This window comes from Pseudoalteromonas sp. A41-2 (genome assembly GCF_015767615.1).
In the GTDB taxonomy this organism is placed as follows: domain Bacteria; phylum Pseudomonadota; class Gammaproteobacteria; order Enterobacterales; family Alteromonadaceae; genus Pseudoalteromonas; species Pseudoalteromonas lipolytica.
On record NZ_CP065231.1, the window covers coordinates 2,822,913 to 2,843,222 of the forward strand.

The following is a 20,310-nucleotide window of genomic DNA, read 5'->3' on the forward strand; positions in this document are numbered from 1 at the left end:
TCTAAAAGTCGATTTAAATTTTAAGGTATACCTAAATCAGCCCTATGAAAAACTATAAAAATAAAAGCATCCTCAACATCGACAACACAATTTTCCAAAGCTTAGCCCCAAAAGGCAGCTTTTTACAACATTGTTTAATCAGCTCAAAGTGGGATGATGAAAACGAAAAAACCTCATCTCTTGCGCATTACAATTTACGATTAGCGATATCAAAGTTACTGCAACTGATAAATGCTGACGAAGAAGAGCACCAAGCATTAATCCATTTATTAGTGAGTAAACCAGAGACTATAACCATCATAGATCTAATCCAAGGTTACAAGTCAGTTGAGCTAGCATTAGTAAACAGCTTTCCTTTAAGCAGAGCCAAAAGCTACAGCACCGCAGTCAGAAATTTTTTCAATTCATTCGGTGCCCTCATAGAAAATGGATTTAATGCGACAGAATTAGCATATGAAACACTCTTATCAACAAATGTAGACTTTAAGAAAAATCCTAACATCGATCTTTTTACCATTGATGTAAAAAATAAGATTAAGTTTACCGTTATTGATCCCGACACTTTGCCAAATCTATTTGTTAAAGACTCGGTTTTACACGATCTTCTGATCAATTTAGAAGACGCTTCAAAAGTACAACCCTTTGAATACTCCGTCATTGCTGGCTTTAAAAAATTGTTACGCGAAATTGACATGTGGCCTGAAAATTCTCAGATAAAAATACTACTCAACAGCCCATTAAACCAATTAACGCTAAATTCAATTATCGATGCGCTAATCGATTTTGAGAAAGACTTACAAAGGGCGTTGCCAAATAGAAAGTTGAATCAGCTAAGTACACTGTTTAGACAGAAGCTCTTTGATCATGGACTAACGGCTCCTGAGCTAAATAAAGCGAAAGATCTCTTCAAAACCAACTTCAACAGCTCAGGTCAGTTAAAGTTTAAGCCACTGTTCAAAATACAATGTGAAAACTATGAGCACATTGTTGATTCATTCCAACTATCATCCATCCTGCCGTTGGAAGGTGTAGGCGAGAATTGTTTTAATCAGCTCGAAAAAATATCAGAAACCAGCGCTGCCGATACGGGCAACGTAACTGATCTAATAGAAATCTTGATGCTGCTTCAGCAAGGAGGATACAGTGATGCGAGATTACTATTTGCTAAAAAGCCCGAAGACTTGATTACTTATAATGTTTCCAAGGGCTTAATAGATCTAGAGTTATTAATCACCGAACATTTCCCAAATAAGAAGCAAGAAAAGCTGCAACTCATTCGTGACTTTCTGAACCTATGCGATAGTCCAACTCAAAACGGGAGGTTACTAAAAGATTTTAAGATTGATTCAACCATTAATCCAAAAGAAAAAATTAACACTATGGCTTTTAAAGGTTATTCCAAAGCTAACGGTAAAAAGTATGATGTCACCGTAAAGTTTAACCTTACTAAATTAGCGCCATTGTTAAAGCCAAATAGCGTTCTGGTTACAGCATTGAACAACCTACAAACTCACACAGCGACCACGCCAATGCCTGCCCCATCGTTATCTGATATAGAGCGAACTTTGGGCTATGTCGTAGATACATCATTAGAGTCGGCACAACTCAAGCATATCCTTACCAGCCCATTGTCTGAATTAGAGCAGCGAGATTTCAGGTTAGGTTTTGCTCAACTTGAAGACATCATCGATGAGCAAGATATACAATTAAAGGCACCTAGAAGCCAAGGTCTACGTACATTCTTAAGTAATCATGCTGGTAAAATCAACGGCTTGATTGATATAAAAAACTGTGGTTTTAATTCTCGGTTTAGTGCTTCTGACGAAATGAATACTCAAAAGCTAATTGAGCCTGTAGATGAGAATGGCGATGTTTTATCCAGCCCTATTTTAAACCAACAACAATCGCTGTCAGAGTTAAGAAAAAATGTACAAGAGTACTTTGAAAAGCCAATTAACCAGATACTAAATGCGTGTAAGAAAGAAGTTGAATGCTATAAACAGCTTGTACCTACTTTTAACGATTACACGAAAAAAGACGAAAATGGGGTTTACATCAAAGATATCCCAGAAGAAGTTCTTGCTTTAGTTAAAAACAATCAAGTTGACGAAGGTAGAGGAATTCTAAAGTCACAAGCGAGTTCCATCCGAAAAGAATTTACAAATGAAGTTGTGATGGGGGCTTACCTTCGACATCAACTATCCATTGGCATATCAGGCTCAACTTACTGCTCTCAAAAATCTGAATTAATCCCAACTCATGTGAAACACTGGTTTCCTAACTCAAGTACAGGTATGAGAGATTTTTTTTGGTCAGGCATATTTTTACCAAAAAACATTCTTCTTGTGTGCTTTATCAGATTAGTTATTAGAACCACTTGGAATAAAGATGTAATAGCTACATTGACTCGTGCAAATTTGCCAGAGCAAATGCCAGAAGGACCTTTTGTACTTGCTGGCTTCAAAGAAAAAGTAGGTAAAGAGACTACGCCCGTTACGATTGAGCCACATGAAAAAGAAATTCGTGAGGTGATCAGCTTTCTTATTCAACACCATGACAACATGATACGAATGGACTTTCAACCAGATAGTATTTGGGATACTCCGGGTTCGACAAAACTAAATTTCCTATCGGCAGCTATTATAGACAGGCTACGTGATCACTACACCCTTCCATATTTTCGGATGGAGTTATTAGCCAAACATCAAATGAACCTTAGAAAAGGTATCGACGGTAGCTTGGTTAATTCACAACGAGAACGGAATCATGCAAGCAGTAGAGTCACTTCTGCTTATCTAACGCACCCTATCGCCGTGATTGAATATGAAGCCAACAATGCTGACTTTCAGCGAAAATTTGAGACAACCGTTCAGTTTAGACATAAAGAAGCATCTATAGAGAAATACGGCTTAGATCGTAGCAACATTGACGAGGATTTGATCGTAGCACCAGCGGATCATAAAGAAGAATTGCCAGATTGGTTCATTTTAGCAGACGGTTCATCTTGCACAGATATCTTCGCTGCTGTTGATAAATCTAAGCAAGATAGCATTTGTAAAGGTCGAAAGTGCCATTCAGGGGAAGGCTGCGAGTTTAATCGCGTTGAACTGGGTGTTGATGAATTTGTACGAACCTTGCGACATCAGGCTTATTACATAGCACGCGGTGAGGTGCTGTTGGCAAAGCATGGTAGAGAATATTTTGATGAATATATTGCACCTGATATGCGATTTACATTTGGTTTAGTGAAGTATGTAGAGTTATCCAATCCTCTAATGTTCAAAGAAGCTAAAGGGAGATTAGAAAATGAACAGCAATCTTAAGTACCAGTTCTTAGAAGACATAAAGCCGGAAGATATATTGGAAGAGCATGACGACCTGCTTTTAGAAAATGCAAAACTGTTGCAAGTTACAGATGAAAAGCTCGCTATTGTAGGTACTGTTTTACATTATCATGCAAAGATCACTGGCGCGAAAGCCAATGAAACGATATTGCAAAAAGGCTCTATAGATCTACGTGATATATGGGTTCCCGGTGCTGCGGGGTGGCAGCACCCAGTGCCTATTTTGGTTTACCCTGACTATGCCAAGGCACTTGTTGAAATCATCGATATCTATGCAAACAGAGCTAAACATACGCCGACATTTGTAAAAACAGGGGTAATGTCGCAAGTTAACGTTGCAGCGCAATTCATTGAATATATGTGCTTACATGGTCATCTCGTACTAAATGGAGTAAATCAAAAGCAAATCGATAAGATGAAAGTAACGCTCAAAGAAGGCGGTATCCCAGCAACACTGGCCTTGCATGAACGAGTTAATTCATTTGTCGATTTGTTAATCGAGAATGACGAATTAGAGCCATTTTTAATCAAAGACGGTAATACCGAAAACTCTAAAGTAACTAGTATAAGAGTACCTAAGATTGCCCAATGTATCGGGGCAGTCAGTCTTGAAAATCAAGTTCCAACTAGTGTTTACCAAAAGGTAACTGAACACCTAAAATCAAAGGGAATTAAAGTCGGTGCTCGTTTAGCATCCAAAGGAGCATCTGCGCCATCTCAACCAGCGGTTAAATCTTTAAATAACTGGTTTGGTACTTGGAATAGGTTTGCAAAACTAGATAACGAAGATCGGATGCAGTTTATTCCTTTTCCTAACCCCAACCAGCTTTCTAAAAAACTAGGTAAAGTTGCTGGTCGCACAAAAAATTTGGATTTAGAGCATGTAGTTGATCTATTGGGCGGATCGCATCTTTGGGTATATGAATACTCATCAAAAATAATCTCTTTGGTAAATGAGATTACCAACTTAAAAAATCAATATATTGATGAAGGGCTTCGTCCTCGAACACTGACTGAAAGTAGATTTCCAGAATTTTTAGTTAGTTCGAAAAAGGTTAAAGAACTAGAAAAGCTGCTAGACATAGAAATTCACAAATCGAGTTTAACTGCTTCAGATAAAGACTCTGAGGCATTCTCTGTAACTGAAGTAATAACGTTATTGATGACCGCTTGTTATGTCATATTGCAAACTTATAATGCAAGAAGACAAGCAGAAATCCAGCACCCTCTTATTGGTATTACAGAAGAGTTCTTCCGCTGCAAAGATAAAAAATTCAATTGGTATCAGGCATGCTTTTATAACGAAAAAAATGGTGAGCGCCGTTGGTACACAACTAATAACGGTAGCACTAAAGCAATTCAATGTTTAATCAAATTGAAAAAAGCATGGGGAGCTGTTGGTGTTAACGGCTTATTTAATGTGCCTACTTTTCGAATTGATGAACAAGGTAACTTCAAACACTATAAATATCACTTTAATAAGGGGAAAGATTCAAAGATCACTGGCAACGCCTTCTTAAAAATGATGCTAGGGGATGCAGAAGTGGATATGAAAAGCCACCCATTCAGACGTATCTACGCTGTTATTTACCATTATCAGTATAAAAACGCAGACTTACTAGCATTATGTCACCAGCTAGGACATGTAGATCCCGAAGAAACAACTGTTTATGTGACGGAGCCTGCTGCTAGAGAAACGCATGAGCAACTTCATCATAAAACCAAGCTGACTCGAAATGAGAGAGCTGAATCAACCATTGCGATAAAAGAAGAAAATAAGGCTCTAGATAAAATCATTGCTGAAGTTGGTGTTGAAACAACGGCAAAAGACATTCTGGCTTTACTTATGGGCACCGAAGAAATGGCAGGTAAATATACTTCTTATTTGAAAAAGGTTTACCGCGTTTTACAAAAGAGTGTCAGGTTTAACAACTATACCAAAGACAAGTATGGTAAAGACTTTAGCGAATTACCTGACGAAGAAAAAAGTAATGAAATGGCTCAAGTGCTTGATGCTAGGGGTCATAAACACAAGCCTAAACCCCATGCTACTTGCCATAAAAAAGAGGGAGAAGCTAAAAAGCATAAAGCACCTTGTGAACCATCTGTATGTAAGGGTTGTGCATACCAAGAAGTAAAACGAACCCAGCTTAATATCATGAAAGAAGACTTAATCGCACTAAAGGCAGTACAAGCTGATTATTTGACACTCCCCATTGAACGTATGCGAGCTAAGGAACAAAGCGTCAATTTAGAGATTTTAATTGAGAGCCATGAACGCACAATGGAAAGAAGTAAGAGTATTTTCAATGGGGGACAACCTAATGGCTAAGACAAATCAAAACCGAGATCCTCAACAAATTGAGGCTTTTGAGCGCATTGAAAAAAAAATAGAAATACTTGAAAAATGGGCAAACGAAGGTATTCCCTTTGTATTGGTTAATGGTAACAAGCAGGTTGATGACAAAGGAAAATATGTCTTTGAATTCTTCCCTACCAGCCCTACAGGACTTAGAAAGTGGAACGGTAAACAAAACAGTAAGGAGGTTGTTAAGCAATATGATATTCCGCCATATACAACATCTGCAAAGTCTCTGGATGCAATACCAACGAGCTTAAAGCTAAGAATCTATGGCGATAAAAATAAACTAAACATTTGGGAAAGACTGAAGTTTAAGGCGAAGCTTCAAAGCAGCACTAAAGAAAAGAATGCTCTGCAAGAGCTAGAGGAAGAGCTAAAAATATCTGAAGCTAATCATCAGGGATTAGCGTATGAATTAATTGAACTTCGGGTGACAAACAAACACTTGGAAGAAGAAAACAGCACGTTAGAAAACCAGATTGAAAGTGTCCGCTTGTCTATAAAATCACAGCTTGATCTCAAGAAAAAACAACTTAAGCAGTCTGAGCTAAAGAGCAAGCAGCTCAGCATCGAAAATGCAAAGCTGAAAAAGCTTTTAGACGAACATGGTATCGACTACGACAATGCTGACGAGAACACCTCTATTATTGATTTTCCGGGGAAGTAAATCATGGTGAATAAGCGCAGAAAATCTTCTCAGGATATCGGTAAACAGAATGCTAAAAAGATAGCAGATTGGGTAAATACTTCGCCTATTATCCCTTTGTATCAAGGTCGGGTTAACAAGACTCAAATTTTCAAAATGCATAATGTGCCTAAATCAACGCTTGATACGAATGAAGATCTACAAAAGTTATTTGATCCTGATGGCCCAATAGAAAAGCTAGTACGAGAACAAAAAGGACTTGAGATTGAGTTGCCTGAAGATGTTGAAGAAGAAAGTTCAGCAAAAGAAGATTTAGAAAACACAGCTTCCAATAGTGAGCTTGAATTGAAAGTTAAGGCTTTAGAAACACAGCTTAACTCTATTCAATTAGATCTGGCTTCAGAAGAGTTTTTGTTGGCAACAGGGCGATATATTCCAAAGCTTTACTTGGATGATGGTGACGTGTGATGCAAATAAGCAATATATCGTTTCACGAAGATGTTAAGCAATTAACAGGCGTAGTCACTTTAGTTCGGCACCATACACAAGATAAACGTGGTATCTCATCTATTTTTCTATTAAAGGTTGCCCGTGAGAAAATAGTCGTTAAGGCTGAATTCGGCGCGATCACCTCAATCCCACAAACGGGAGAAATCTGGAAAGCTACTGGTGATTATTTCTTTGATAAAGAATATGGCTCACAGTTCATTGTTGATGAGGCTTTAAAGCTGCACCCCAACGCAGAAATTTCAACAGATGTTCTTTGTGATTTTCTTATCTACAACGCTCATTTTGTCGGTATAAATAGCTATTGGACCAAGAAACTTAAGGTCGCTTTTGGTGAAAGTTTATTTGCAGTTTTACAAAGTTACTCAGCTAAAAAGTTATCTAACTGTAAAAAGCTAAAAATCTCACCAGTTATGGCTCAAAATCTTTGTGATGGTTGGGCTAAGGCTGTTGGTGAAAGTGAATTAAATCTATTTTTTGGACGACACAAATTACCAATTGAGTATGTTGAAACGACTCGTCAGCTATTAGGACATGACGCAAGTAGCCTGATAAAAAAGAATCCATATCTGCTCTATCCTATAGCCTCTGTAAATGCTGCAAAGCGGACATGGAAATCACTAGACAAAAAATTAAGAGCTAATTTTGATATCAAATTAAACGATAAGCGCAGAGCTATTTCGTTTATTGAATCAATACTGTATTCGTCATTCAGTAATAACGGTGATATGGCATTGCCTGCTAATGAAGTCAAAGCTGAGCTGAATAAGGCTGGTATTGTATTTGATATAAATGAAATTGAAGAAAGCGCTTTTCAAACGCTTTGCTTCAACGAACAAAATGACACTATACAAATCTTAGGTCATCAGGCGATTGAGAAGGCAATTAACACATTGCTTCACAAGCGTTTATCTATGACAAAGCTGCTATTTGATACAAATTCATTGGCGTTTGACGAAACGTTATCAGTACTAGAAAACAATAATATTGAGCTAAATCCTCCCCAGTTACAGGCATTAGGTAATGCCTTTAATCAGCCTGTTTCTTTTATTGTCGGGGAAGCTGGAACAGGAAAGTCTTTGCTTTCCCAGATCATCATTGATGTATGCCTTAATAATGCTATTAACGTTTGGAAAGTTAATTCAGTTGTTCGTAATGAAGACAATATACAGCCTAATTTAAAGGGAGAATCTATTAATCGCTTCATTTCACAGGCAAAAAAGCGAAACCTAAAAGGCGCATTGTCTGGGGCACTAATACTGATAGAAAATTCAAATTCAGTTGATATATTAACCTTGTATAAACTATTAAAGCTTATACCTCTTAACGCTCACATTTGTTTCATTGGTGACAAGTTTAAATTACCGCCTATAGGTCCGGGATCGTTTTTCAAACAGGCTGTTGAATTAAAAGGTGAAGCCCTAACAGAGTTAATTGAAGTGAACGTTGCCGAGTCCCAGTCTGATATCCAACGGCTGTATAGCTCTTTAATTGGTAGCGCTGCATCATCAGTATTTGATGCTATTCCTGCATTTGACGTGTCAGAAGAGCAAAGCCTAAGTATTTACCATACTGAAGATAAATCTCACGAGATGCTTAGTACCATTACGACCAATATTTGGTTCGAATTGGCTTCAATGTTAAGTGATGTACCTAAGATCATTTGTTCTAGTCCACAATTGTGCGATGACATAAATTCTCAGGTTCAGCGGATTCGTTTTGACCGGAAAAAAGTAGCAAAGCTAGAAAGTGGTGAATCTGTATTCTATACAAGTGAGCCTATTATTTTTGCTAAGCCTAATAAATTTGTCGATGTACCAGTTGGCACATTAGCAGACATTGTAGAAGTTTACGAAAAGCCTGTCGTTGCATATGGACGTGAGTGCTGGATGAAGATAAACATTGGCGGTGATTGTATCGATTTGTCTTTAGATGATATTGAAAGTATTGCGCTTTGTTATGCAATTACGGCGCACAAGGTTCAGGGGAGTCAATTTAGTCATTCCTTGGTCATTTTGGATAATTTCTATTTGATTGATAAATCATGGCTTTACACATGTATAAACGCATCTAAAGAGTCGATGTTATTTATCGGAAATAAGAGTCAATTAGTCAACACGGTTGATGCCACAGAGTTTAGCGCTAAAAGATATTGTGGTGTTCCGCTTGAACTGGAGGTTTCAGATGAGTAACGGTATTACTGAAACAAAGGTACGCTATGATCGTCGAGATCATTATGTTTACCAAGATATAAGCGGAGAGGTTCTTTGGGGACCGACAGATTTTATCATTGAACTAGATAGAGATCCCAAAACTATACGCACTTACCGAAAGGCTATCAGACGATTATTTAAATTCTTAAACTCCGGCAAACATAAACTAAGCTGGCTCGAAATGAATGACTCACGTATGAGGGAATTTAGAGCATTCTGTTTAAATGAAACAACAGCAGATTCACGCTACAGAGGTAATGAAAACGTTGCCAAGCAAACGGTCAACAGTGATTTTCTGATGCCAATCTATAACTTTTATCATTGGGTACAAAAGCAAGGTACATATCACCCAAATATTCTTGGTTTTGATCCGGCCAATAAGTTTTCATATCAGATAACCTCATCATTACTGTTGAAAGAAATCGCCGTATCTAGAAATGAAAAGCCAAACAATAATTCACTTTATCCAGAATTATTCAGAGATTGTGATACCAGAAGCCGAAACAGAAAAGACGCAAGTGAGTATGAATTAGAAGAGCTAAATAATTACATAGTTAATGAATATCAGGGCTATGAGCGAGCGTCATTATTGCTAATTGCGCAGATCATGAATGAAACGGGTAGCCGCCCGATTTCGGTTAGTAGCTATCGTAGGCTTCAATTTTCTAAAGAAATCATCGAAAGAGAGTTCTTCCTCAACAAGCAAGATAGTTTATCAATTGTTCCAAAGCTGGCTAAGCAAGGAAATACTATGCCAGTGAGCTTTAGATTCTCTACAGTGCTCGCTGTCAGGAATTTCATTGAGAATGATTTGGAAGAGTTTCTCACCAACATTGATACTGGTAACTACGATGGTCATTTGTTCTTAGACCCCAACAGCTTTCAACCATTAACCGCTGAGAATATCAGCAAGATCTTCAGTGAAATCACCACAGAACTTGGCTGGCCTAAAGGGAAATCGATTTATTCTTTACGTCATAAATTTGCTGGAGATAGCCTTGATAATCATCTGGACGCCGCAAAAGAGTTAGGGTTCAGCGTTAATGAAACGGCTACTGTACTTCAAATGGAAAGAGAAATGACCCACCGAAGCTCTGGCTCTCTAGATGACTATATTTCGAGCCGAAAAAGAACGATGCAAGAAACTGATTCATTTAAAAAGTCGTTAAAGATTAACGAACTAGAATCAGACAAAACTCGCCTTGAGCTAGAAAGGCAAAAAGCGATAGAAAGCGCAGAGCAAAAAGATGCAGAGAATCAGGCACTGTTATTAGAAATTGAAAAGTTAAAAACGAAGTTACAAACACAATGAAATTAATAGCATTTGTTAGACACATCCAGCACATTATTTAAGGGTTCTGTAAATGAAAACCATAGGTAAACTTGCTAAAGAACTTAACATTAGCGTTGAAACAGTCCGTTTCTATGAGCGCCAAGGTCTGATAGAGCAGCCTTTAAAACCAGAATCTGGTTACCGAATGTATGGCGATGCTCTAGCCAATCAACTCAAATTTATTCTGAAAGCTAAAGCATTAGGGTTTACGCTGAAAGAAATTGAATCACTGATGTCACAAAGTGGCAGTTGCGCTGATATAGAATCGATGGGATTGCAAAAACTTAATCTCATCCGTAATAAAATTGCTGATTTACAGCGGTTAGAGAAAGTAATTCAAGATATGACAGATTCTTGCAAGGCCAATCAAGACCCTCAATCCTGCCCGGTAATAAATTCACTTAAATAGCTATTGACCCCGTACTTATGTACGGAGTTTATACTACCTTAAAAATTGAGGTAGATAGTTATGATCAATAAAATTCTAGATAAAGTAGGTTCTGGTGGCGTTTGGCTAGCCGCCCTTAGTTGCACAGCATGTTTTCCTGCGCTCGGCTCATTGGCATCTGCTCTTGGGTTAGGTTTTCTTTCACATTTTGAAGGGATAGCGGTGAACACCTTATTGCCATTATTTGCTTCACTAGCGTTGTTAGTTAATTTCTATAATTGGTATCAACATCGAGAGTCATTAAGAGGCATTTTAAGTGTCATTGGCCCAATTGCAGTATTGCTGACCCTTTATCCTTTATGGCAATACGACTGGAGCACTTACTTATTTTACTTTGGGATCATTTGGATGGTCGTAATGTCTATTTTAGATATTGTTAAGCCCATTAAGGAACCAGTATGCAAGGTATAGAATTAAAATCTAAGATAACTTGCCCTGAATGTGGATTTAGCAAAGTTGAAACCATGCCTACAAACGCTTGCCAATGGTATTACGAATGCGAAAGCTGTAAAGCACTACTTAAACCGTTCAAAGGTGATTGTTGCGTTTACTGCTCTTATGGAACAGTTAAGTGTCCTCCTATTCAAGAAGGCAATGCATGTTGCTCAGGTAAGTAGCCTAGTATTCGGTGGTTCTGTGCCAACCAAGTAATATCTTAAATGCGATTGCGATTAACACTAAACCACCAAATAGTTCAGCTTTAGACTCCAGCCATACGCCACTTCTTTCGCCGATATTCACACCAATCTAGCTAAAGGCAAACGTCGTGACGCCTATTATCAAGCAAGCTACGGCTATATCTACCTCAAGCAATGTGATTGCATAACCTGCCGCCATTGCATCAATACTGGCGGCAATAGCAAGAACAAATAGCACACGATGAGTAACATTAGCAATATCTTCTTCAATTCCTTCAGATTGGGACTCATAAATCATTTTTGCCACCGATAAATAATAGCAAAATAAAAGCTATCCAAGGTGCATAATCTTCAATCCAAGATGATCATCCTTTACCGCTGTAATAGCCTAAAAGAGGTATAAAGCCTTGGAAAAATCCAAAATAAGCAACGGCTTTAATAAAGAGTTTTTCAGCATTTGCTACTTTTTTAGAACCTAAGCCTATGGATACTGCAAACACGTCCATACTGAGTGCTATAGCTAATACAAATACTTCAAACAAATCGATTAAACCTGAATAAAATTGTTATAAGATTACGTGACGTATAATTAGTTACTTGACTGATGTTAAACACCTAAGGTTTGCTGACAGTTGCTCAATTATCGAAGCCTTATTTTTACACCAAATTTCAGCCAGATATTCAGTAACAGTGCCAACACTTGAAGGAAACAGAATATTCCCTGCCACTTTGGCGAAAGGGCCATCAGTTTCGAGTAAAATCCTATCTTGAGGTATCCACGATATTACTTTTTTAGCTCTGGCTGAAGTAAGCATGGCTGGCCCAATAGAAAAGAAACAGCCTAGCTCGACGGCTTCTAGAACTTGCTTCTTAGTACCTAAAAACCAATGAAGAATAGAAGTACCAGCATCGGGGTATAACTTAAGTTGTTCAAGTACTTCACCTGTCGCATTAAGACTATGGATAGTTAATATTTTGTTATCAAAGCCTTCACATTTTTTCAAAACATGCGTAAAAACCTCTAATTGATCATCAAAGTAATCAGCATAACCTTTTGAGCCATCCAGCCCAATTTCTCCAATATATCTAGTTCTATCAACTAGCTTATCGAATAGAGGTAGTTCATTTTTCCTTAAATGAGCAAGTTGAGGGTGCAGACCCAAAGCCGTTTTACAGTGTTTTATGTCACTTGTTAACTGGACAGTACCTTCAAAAGCTGACGGCACCGTAGTTACTGATAGCACGTAATAATTACTGCTTTTTATGTCGTTCAATACCTCTTGATAATCTGGATATAAATCAACATGGCAATGAAGATCCATCATGATGATTTATCCGCTTGGAGAAATAATTCAACCTCTGCCAATCCTCGCTTAATAGTTGATTCTAATTTTTCTCGTATATCTTTTTCTTGTGGTATTGGTCCTGACTTTCGAAGCCAAGAACGATAGTTATCGGATTGTTTCAATCTAATAATGGCTGTTTGAACCGCTTGAAGATCATCACGCGTATCTTTTTCTTTCATAAGCCCTTTCAACCTCTTTGTCTTGTATGGCGCATCTTGTGTAAAACCAGCATGAAAAACTGACGCTCTTCGAATAAGACAAGGTACACAATGTCCACACTGTTTATGCTCTCTGTGCCAATGACTACATGAAACACTCAGAGGAACAGCTTTTCTAATTGCGTCTTGATCAACACATTCCGCTAACATTTCACCTTTAGTTTTGAATTGATAGGGGTTTACAAATTTGACATGAAACCCAGTGTCTCTAAGCAAAGATTCAAGCCTGCTTAGAAAATTAGGATGTGTAGTTCTAGTACTATGGCTACCAATCCGTCTTCTGGTAAGCGGTGGATTTATAGAAATATAGCCATTCTCAGGGACGACAATAGTTTCAATACTGCTATCGCAATTAGCATTTCTTAAGGCTGATATGCCAAGTACCGCCATAGCTAGGAAGTTGAAGCTTCTTCCCCTCATGCTAATGTCAGTTTTACCTTCTAACTGCTTGATAATATGAGGAGACATTGAATAGGACAATTCGCCGAATGGCGGGGACAATAATTGCTTAATATCTTCCTGTTTTGCGCCATCACCACGATAAGCGTGACTAATCAAAAGCGGTTTTAAGGCTGACTCTCCGTTTAAAATGTCAATTGCACCAACGGCGCTATCAAGACCTCCTGAAAAAAGGCAGACTGAGTTGAGTCCAATTAATGATTTTGCTTTTGCTTTCGCTTGCTCACTTGTTTTAGGAGTCGGCATCGGCATAGTTGTTTTTTCAAAAGTAAACTGCCATTGATCGCCCGTTAGAAAGTTGAGCAAAGAACTTAGTTCAGGCTCAACAGTATTCCACATATCCTCATCGGTAACAGGAACATGCAAGTGCATTTTTCTAGCCCATGCATTTTCTGCATTATCCCTCAATTCAAATGTATCAGCGGCGGTAACGGCGGTTGCAATTGTTATCAGATCTATTGCATCAGCATCTACATGCAATCCTAAATCACGAACTGTTTGTAGTAGTTGTTTTGACACCAAGCTGTGCTTAGTGATGTCATTTTGATGCGTGTGAAACATTTGGACAGGATGACAGTCTTCAGAAAAATCAGGCAAGTTAGCTGGGTCATGGTTAAAATAAAAATTAGTCATCAAAACTCTCCCATTCATCCACTGTCATTGCAATTGCATCAGCTTGAATTTTAGTAATATTTTCCTTGCTAATAGTACTAGGGTTGCCATTAGTTACTTTGTCTAACTGCTCTTGTGTGATCACTTTTATTAATTCCCTTAATTCTACTTCCATTTGATGATGCTTACTTGCAGGCTCAACATGAAACCAAGCTCTGCCCATGCCTTCAACCACATCCTGAAAAATAAGATCTGTTAAATAACAGCCTATGGCTTCTTGAATAACTTCGTCAGTAAAACTGTTTGGGTCAAATTCTTCTGTATCGGGGAGTGCTTCTTCTAGTGCGTAATCCAACGCAACTCTTACAGCATCCGAATCGGCATTATCAGGTGCCAAATGACTAGCAATTTTGTCAATTGCTTGGTCAGTCGATAACCCAGTTAGATCACCTAATGATAAGCTTTGATTATTAACCGTTACGGTGTCGCCACGCATGACACCAAGCAATCCAGAACCAGCCGTTATACCGCTTGCTAGTCTCCGGCTTGTGCTTTTACCTCCGCCAGAGCCTTTTCTAGAGTAACTTTTTAATGAACGCCTTAGATCTGAGGTTGAGCCACCTGTTTGTGCATATTTACCAAATGCTCTTCTGGCGCTGGCAAACCTATTTGGAGGTGGCGTTGCTGTTGGCGAACCACCGATTTCTTGTTGAACCTTGTCATTGTCAATATCGTTGGTATGGTCATTCTGATCATCAGATTGATTGTTATCAGAACCAGTTTGATCATCCCCATCAGTACCTGATGCAGGCTCTATTGTGACGGGATCTCCTTGCTCTGCCCAAGATGGAATTAGCGGACTCTTGTTATTCGGTCCTGTAGACGATGCGGACGTACCCATATTACTTAATTCCCTCTAGTTCTTTTAAGATTGGATTGAGCCACCTTTGACGAGGCAAGCTTTTTAAGAATGTAAGAAGACTTAAGCAACATTTATCATCCTGCTTGGCAAGTAACACGGCTCCATAGATGCCTGTTGGTTTTTCGGTCCAATCACCAATCAACTTAAAGTTTTCAATCAAACCATCCATGACTGACATGTACTCTTCCTTCGGAGTTGTGGTAATCGCAGTAGAGTTAACGCCACTGACCCTTACCTTTTGCTTCATTAATTCTTCTACAAGTTTTTGAGCAGCTCCCGACATTACCGCATTAACAGCACCCATTGGAATGCTTTCTCGGCTAAGGTATGCCGCTGGGGTCAAATCCATCTCAGTAAACATTGGAGGTAATTTTGACCATTTATCAATAAAAGCTAGGTCGAGTTTCCACTCTTCAGGTAACTTTATTTCATCAAATTCAACTTCTGAATTTTCGAGATCCGCTAAAACTTTTGGATATCCGTTTTCCTTATCAATTAATTCATAAAGCTTGTTAGTAGCCTGAGTGCCTAAGCACCTCTCAAAAATTACCAGCTTAGTGATAGTTTTCTCGTCAAGCTGCATTCCTCGACGGTGAGCCGTTTTCTTTCTCATCTTAACTTGATTGAGTAATCGCTTAACTATGCGAGGGTTACCGTTAATGTTTGTGGATTCAGCTAATAGTGGAGCTAACTGTTCAGCAACTACAAATTTGCTTCTGAGTCCTGAATGCTTTTCGATATCGTGATCCTGAAGAAGCTCATCAACGGTAATTTGTGGTTGTTTCCAAGAAAGCCTTAATGATTCTTCAAGGGCACATCTTATCGCTTCTAACTGAGCATCTGTCACTCCGTGGTCTTGAGCGGTGAGCATCATTAAATATGCCCTTATCTCAAGAACACCGGGCCTTGGTACATGCACAGGAATTTGAATAAGCTTGTCTAAATAATCAGTTTGATGTCGTTGAGATGCACCTTTGTGATATTCAGGTACTGCCAAACGGATCATGTCTTCATCGGCGGCAATGACAAATGCGGTATTTGGTAAAAATAGAAATAATCTGATCGCCTCAAGTGTTGAAATGGCATTAAATGGAGAGCAGCGATCTAAATTATCGACATAGACAATAAGTGGCTTATCAAACTCCTTTAACAGATCAGAATATGCTTTTCGGAATTCTTTAATTTCTTTAGGAGGTGAGAATGATTTCTTATCTTTGATCAAACCTTTGTTTTTCTTCGCAACATCCTTAGCGCCATCGACAGCACCTTTTACATCATCAACATCAAGTTCACCATCGTCACCACCACTGAATAGTCCCATGATCTTCTGTATACCACCCATAGTCGGTATACCAGCTAATGCTGCACCACCATTCATTAGCAGTCCCATCAGTCTGATCTTATCTATTCGTCCAGCAAACTCTATTGCTTTTGCACTTAGATTTTTATCGTCTGCTGCTTTTTTTACTAAAGTAGATGCAATTGTTTCTAATAGCGCTGCTTTAGCGTCATCGTATCCTTGGAAAGTCCATGCATCGAAATGCACTTGGATATATTCTTGTTCATCAGTTTCCAAAGATGCTTTGGTAAGTTCAAGAATCGTGGATTTTCCAGCGCCCCAATCACCAAAGACACCTATACTAATAGGCATTAATTCCTTTTCAGTGATAAGATCTTTAATCGACTCAGCCGTTTCATTAAAGTTTAAGAAGTCAATTTTTGACTCTTTATCAGACCACATAACATCTCCTTTTGTTTATTATTTTTTTGTTCCATTCTTTCAATAGTTCGATGAACCGTCGGGCGGCTAACAGAATATTTCTTCGCTAATGCAGAGATCGATTCACCATTTAATTTATCTTTATATAATTCTTTCGCTTGTTTGTCTGATAAAGCAGGCAACCTACCCATATGTTTGCCTTTAGCCTTCGCTTCTTCGCGACCTTCTGCGGTTCTGGCTTTTATAAGATCCCGCTCAAGTTGAGCGAATACTCCACATAGGTTGATCATGGCGGTGGCAAACGGATTATCATTTTTAGTATTGAGAGAGCCGTCGATAATATTTAAACAAGCCCCCTTTTTGTGGATACTTTCAATAGCCTCAAGAATAGACTTTAATGATCGGCCTAGCCGATCAAGGCGAGTAACAATTACCTCATCACCCTCCCTGATAAAATCGATGAGTTCCTTTAGCTTTTCTTCATTTCTAATGGAAGCACCTGACTGTTTTCCTTGAAATATTTTTTCACAGCCATGAGCGTCCAACTTGGACAGTTGAATATTTAAATCTTGCTCTTTAGTTGAGACTCTTGCAAAACCAACTTTCATATGTACGAAACCTGTAACTTTCGTACATCTTAACAATCAAGTGAACGAAAGTACATTAAATAAATTTCGTACATGAACGTAATAAAATATAGTTATTCGTACACAACACGGATAGAAAATGAATGACAATTCTAACTATCAAGTGACTTAATTATTCCACACGCTTCAATGGTGTTTTCAGTTGTACACAAACTTGCCATTTGTTGAAGCTCAGCTTTTAGTGCTTTGAGTTCTCTCATTCGATTGTTAACTAAGGCCAATTGTTGAGCAATGAGCTTATTAACACTTGCACAGCTTTCTTCTGGCTTATTTTTCAGTTCCATAAGGCGTTTAACATCTGTTAGAGGGATATCCAAACTTCGGCAATGCTTTATAAACTCTAATTCTTTTAAAGCCCGTTCACCGTATAACCTGTAATTCCCTTCAGTACGTTCAGGAGTTGAAAGCAACCCTTCTTTCTCGTAATACCGAATTGTTTGTATCGAACACCCTGTCGTTTTTGAAAGTTCACCTATCTTCATAAAACTTTAGTCCTAAATCTTGACTCTATAGTCACTATAGACTTTATAGTTAAGTTATCAAGCAAATAACTAAGGCCGTGCAATGAGTGGTTGTGGTTGCGAAGTCGAACTAAAAGATGCGAAACAAAAACATGTGCTGTATTGGTTGCTAGGTATTAATGCGGTTATGTTCTGCGTTGAGATTACTGTGGGCCTATATGCAAACTCAACGGCTTTGATAGCAGATTCAATGGATATGCTGGCTGACGCAATTGTCTATGGTATTGCTCTATATGCCGTGAGCCGATCTTTAAAGCATAAAGCCAATGCAGCCCTTATCAGCGGTTACTTTCAGCTGACACTCGGAATACTGGTAATCTTTGACATAGTAAGAAGACTCGGAGAAGGTGAGCCTCACTCTTGGTTCATGATCGGCTTTGGTTTTGTAGCATTAATAGCAAACGTCATTTGTTTAGTTTTAATCAGAATGCAAAGCAATGGTGAAGTCCATATGCGTGCAAGCTGGATATTTTCAGCCAACGATGTGATCGCAAACTTGGGGGTCATTGCTGCTGGTGTTTTAGTGATGCTACTTGATTCTCGCTGGCCTGACATTGTGATTGGTAGTGTGATTGCAACCCTAATTTTAAGAGGGGCTTACCTGATTATTACTGATGCGAAGAAAGAGCTGAGCAACGCAGAGTTAACAAGCGAAAACAATAGCTGTAGTGGAAGTAAATCAAAATCATGTTCTTAAAGGAGATGGATAATGAGTGCTAATTATTTAGAGAAAACACAAATATTAGACTTAGATGATCACAGCATCCAATCTCTAATAGCAGATCGGAATTGGAATACAATGGATGAATACAACACAATAGGAGCTGCTTACACCTTTGTTAAAGATGAGATTCAGTTTGGTTACAACCGCAGCGATGATATATCTGCGAGTGAAGTTTTAGCGGATGGCTATGGACAGTGCAATACCAAGGGAAACTTGTTAATGGCTCTATTCCGAGCGCTTGGTATTCAGTGCCGATTTCATGGTTTCACGATTGACCAACAACTTCAGAAAGGCGCTATTCCTTCTTATGTATTTTGGCTTGCCCCAAAATCCATTATCCATAGCTGGGTAGAAGTGCTCTATGAAGGTAAGTGGATCAATTTAGAAGGCTTCATTCTCGACGAAGCTTACCTAAGTTCAATTCAATCCAAATTCAGTCAAGCTAAAGATAATTTTTGTGGTTATGGAATAGCTACTACCTGCATAAGTAACCCAGAGACGAACTGGGTTGGTAAAGATACTTATATTCAAAAAGAAGGCATACACGACGACTTTGGCTTTTATGACTCACCCGATGAATTCTATGCTGAGCAGGGAACCAATCTAACGGGTATTAAACGTTGGGCGTACCAAAACTTTATCCGTCATATCATTAATTGGAATGTACAAAGGCTTAGAAGAAAAAATGTAACCGCCGAGGCTCAACATGCATAACCACTCTCACGGTCATGATCACCCTCACAATGATGAGGACGCTTCGAGACGCATTGGCTGGGCTTTTTTTCTAAACCTCACGTTTACCATCATCGAATTTATCGGAGGTTGGTTAACCAATAGTACGGCAATCATGGCAGATGCTATCCATGATTTAGGAGATAGCATCTCCATAGGCACCGCATGGGGATTAAATAAGCTCAGTAACAAGCCTGCCTCTAGCCAGTTTTCATATGGTTACAAGCGCTTTTCATTGCTTGGCGCATTGATTAACGGTTTGGTATTAACTGTTGGTTCTGTTTTTATACTAATTGAGGCCATACCAAGATTAGCTAACCCCGAAATGCCTCAAGTCGAAGGAATGCTTTTATTAGCTATTTTTGGCATGGTGGTAAACGGTTACGCTGCCTATAAGCTAAGTCATGGAAAGACCTTAAATGAACGAGTTTTAAACTGGCACTTGCTTGAAGACGTTTTAGGTTGGATAGCTATATTTATTGTATCAATCGTATTGATGTTTGTTGAATGGCCCATACTCGATCCTATTTTATCAATTGGGTTTACCCTTTTTATTTTATTTAATGTTGTAAGAACACTGAAAACGACACTTATGCTCTTCTTGCAAGCGACACCAGATATTGATCTTATTGAAAATATTAAATCGAAAATAGTTTCTAAAGCCATTGTGGGTGAAGTACATCACTTACACATCTGGTCACTTGATGGTGAACACAACGTTTTAACCGCCCATATTGTTTTAAACACTGAAATATCTAACGAAGAGCTGAAATCGTACAAGCTAGAGTTGCGACAGGAGCTTAAAGAGTTTGATTTTGCTCATACAACAATTGAAATAGAGTTCATAGACGAGCAATGTCGTGACGCAAGCTAAACGATAGTGTTAACATTGGCATAACTAAGAGATAGTTGAAACGA

General features: G+C 38.6%; 18 protein-coding genes and 1 pseudogene. 12 read left to right on the forward strand and 7 right to left on the reverse strand.

Annotation, left to right across the window (positions count from 1 at the left end):
* Positions 1-44: 44 nt before the first annotated feature.
* From IT970_RS12720 to IT970_RS12760, 9 genes are read left to right on the forward strand one after another with little or no spacing between them, the layout of a single operon-like run.
* On the forward strand, positions 45-3,323 hold the full coding sequence (locus IT970_RS12720) for a hypothetical protein (protein ID WP_196857391.1): 3,279 nt from the start codon (positions 45-47) through the stop codon (positions 3,321-3,323).
* Positions 3,307-5,676, forward strand: a complete 2,370-nt coding sequence (locus IT970_RS12725; protein WP_196857392.1) for a hypothetical protein — start codon at positions 3,307-3,309, stop codon at positions 5,674-5,676. The genes IT970_RS12720 and IT970_RS12725 overlap by 17 nt, the downstream gene beginning before the upstream one ends.
* Positions 5,669-6,373, forward strand: coding sequence for a hypothetical protein (locus IT970_RS12730; RefSeq protein ID WP_138522063.1), 705 nt, complete (start codon positions 5,669-5,671; stop codon positions 6,371-6,373). The genes IT970_RS12725 and IT970_RS12730 overlap by 8 nt, the downstream gene beginning before the upstream one ends.
* Before the next feature lie 3 nt (positions 6,374-6,376).
* Positions 6,377-6,820, forward strand: a complete 444-nt coding sequence (locus IT970_RS12735; RefSeq protein ID WP_209319008.1) for a hypothetical protein — start codon at positions 6,377-6,379, stop codon at positions 6,818-6,820.
* The gene (locus IT970_RS12740; protein ID WP_196857393.1) at positions 6,820-9,051 is read left to right on the forward strand and encodes an AAA family ATPase; all 2,232 of its coding nucleotides are present in this window, start codon (positions 6,820-6,822) and stop codon (positions 9,049-9,051) included. The genes IT970_RS12735 and IT970_RS12740 overlap by 1 nt, the downstream gene beginning before the upstream one ends.
* Positions 9,044-10,384: a hypothetical protein gene (locus tag IT970_RS12745; protein WP_196857394.1), complete on the forward strand. Its 1,341-nt coding sequence runs from the start codon at positions 9,044-9,046 to the stop codon at positions 10,382-10,384. Before IT970_RS12740 ends, IT970_RS12745 begins: the two co-directional genes overlap by 8 nt.
* A 52-nt stretch (positions 10,385-10,436) precedes the next feature.
* A complete protein-coding gene (locus tag IT970_RS12750; protein ID WP_196857395.1) occupies positions 10,437-10,814 on the forward strand; it encodes a MerR family transcriptional regulator in 378 nt (125 codons plus the stop codon).
* A gap of 60 nt (positions 10,815-10,874) precedes the next feature.
* Positions 10,875-11,264, forward strand: a complete 390-nt coding sequence (gene merC, locus IT970_RS12755; protein WP_016708222.1) for an organomercurial transporter MerC — start codon at positions 10,875-10,877, stop codon at positions 11,262-11,264.
* Positions 11,252-11,470, forward strand: coding sequence for a GDCCVxC domain-containing (seleno)protein (locus IT970_RS12760; protein WP_062566147.1), 219 nt, complete (start codon positions 11,252-11,254; stop codon positions 11,468-11,470). Before merC ends, IT970_RS12760 begins: the two co-directional genes overlap by 13 nt.
* A 1-nt stretch (position 11,471) precedes the next feature.
* Here the strand turns inward: IT970_RS12760 and IT970_RS12765 are convergent.
* The 7 genes and pseudogenes from IT970_RS12765 to cadR form a co-directional block, all read right to left on the reverse strand.
* A pseudogene (locus IT970_RS12765) lies at positions 11,472-12,033 on the reverse strand (manganese efflux pump MntP).
* A gap of 51 nt (positions 12,034-12,084) precedes the next feature.
* The gene (gene qatD, locus IT970_RS12770) at positions 12,085-12,816 is read right to left on the reverse strand and encodes a Qat anti-phage system TatD family nuclease QatD (protein ID WP_196857396.1); all 732 of its coding nucleotides are present in this window, start codon (positions 12,814-12,816) and stop codon (positions 12,085-12,087) included.
* Entirely contained in the window at positions 12,813-14,147 is a 1,335-nt protein-coding gene (gene qatC, locus IT970_RS12775) for a Qat anti-phage system QueC-like protein QatC (RefSeq protein ID WP_045979592.1), read from the reverse strand. Before qatC ends, qatD begins: the two co-directional genes overlap by 4 nt.
* Complete coding sequence (locus tag IT970_RS12780; RefSeq protein WP_016708226.1) at positions 14,140-15,027, reverse strand: hypothetical protein; 888 nt, start codon at positions 15,025-15,027, stop codon at positions 14,140-14,142. Before IT970_RS12780 ends, qatC begins: the two co-directional genes overlap by 8 nt.
* Before the next feature lies 1 nt (position 15,028).
* On the reverse strand, positions 15,029-16,789 hold the full coding sequence (locus IT970_RS12785) for a KAP family P-loop NTPase fold protein (protein WP_016708227.1): 1,761 nt from the start codon (positions 16,787-16,789) through the stop codon (positions 15,029-15,031).
* Complete coding sequence (locus IT970_RS12790; RefSeq protein ID WP_016708228.1) at positions 16,753-17,376, reverse strand: recombinase family protein; 624 nt, start codon at positions 17,374-17,376, stop codon at positions 16,753-16,755. The genes IT970_RS12785 and IT970_RS12790 overlap by 37 nt, the downstream gene beginning before the upstream one ends.
* Positions 17,377-17,507: 131 nt before the next feature.
* Positions 17,508-17,897, reverse strand: a complete 390-nt coding sequence (gene cadR, locus IT970_RS12795; RefSeq protein ID WP_016708229.1) for a Cd(II)/Pb(II)-responsive transcriptional regulator — start codon at positions 17,895-17,897, stop codon at positions 17,508-17,510.
* A gap of 82 nt (positions 17,898-17,979) precedes the next feature.
* Between cadR and IT970_RS12800 the strand changes: the two genes are divergently transcribed.
* From IT970_RS12800 to IT970_RS12810, 3 genes are read left to right on the forward strand one after another with little or no spacing between them, the layout of a single operon-like run.
* Entirely contained in the window at positions 17,980-18,633 is a 654-nt protein-coding gene (locus tag IT970_RS12800; RefSeq protein WP_016708230.1) for a cation transporter, read from the forward strand.
* A gap of 12 nt (positions 18,634-18,645) precedes the next feature.
* Positions 18,646-19,374: a transglutaminase-like domain-containing protein gene (locus IT970_RS12805; RefSeq protein ID WP_016708231.1), complete on the forward strand. Its 729-nt coding sequence runs from the start codon at positions 18,646-18,648 to the stop codon at positions 19,372-19,374.
* Positions 19,367-20,266: a cation diffusion facilitator family transporter gene (locus IT970_RS12810; protein ID WP_016708232.1), complete on the forward strand. Its 900-nt coding sequence runs from the start codon at positions 19,367-19,369 to the stop codon at positions 20,264-20,266. Before IT970_RS12805 ends, IT970_RS12810 begins: the two co-directional genes overlap by 8 nt.
* The last annotated feature ends 44 nt before the right edge of the window (positions 20,267-20,310 follow it).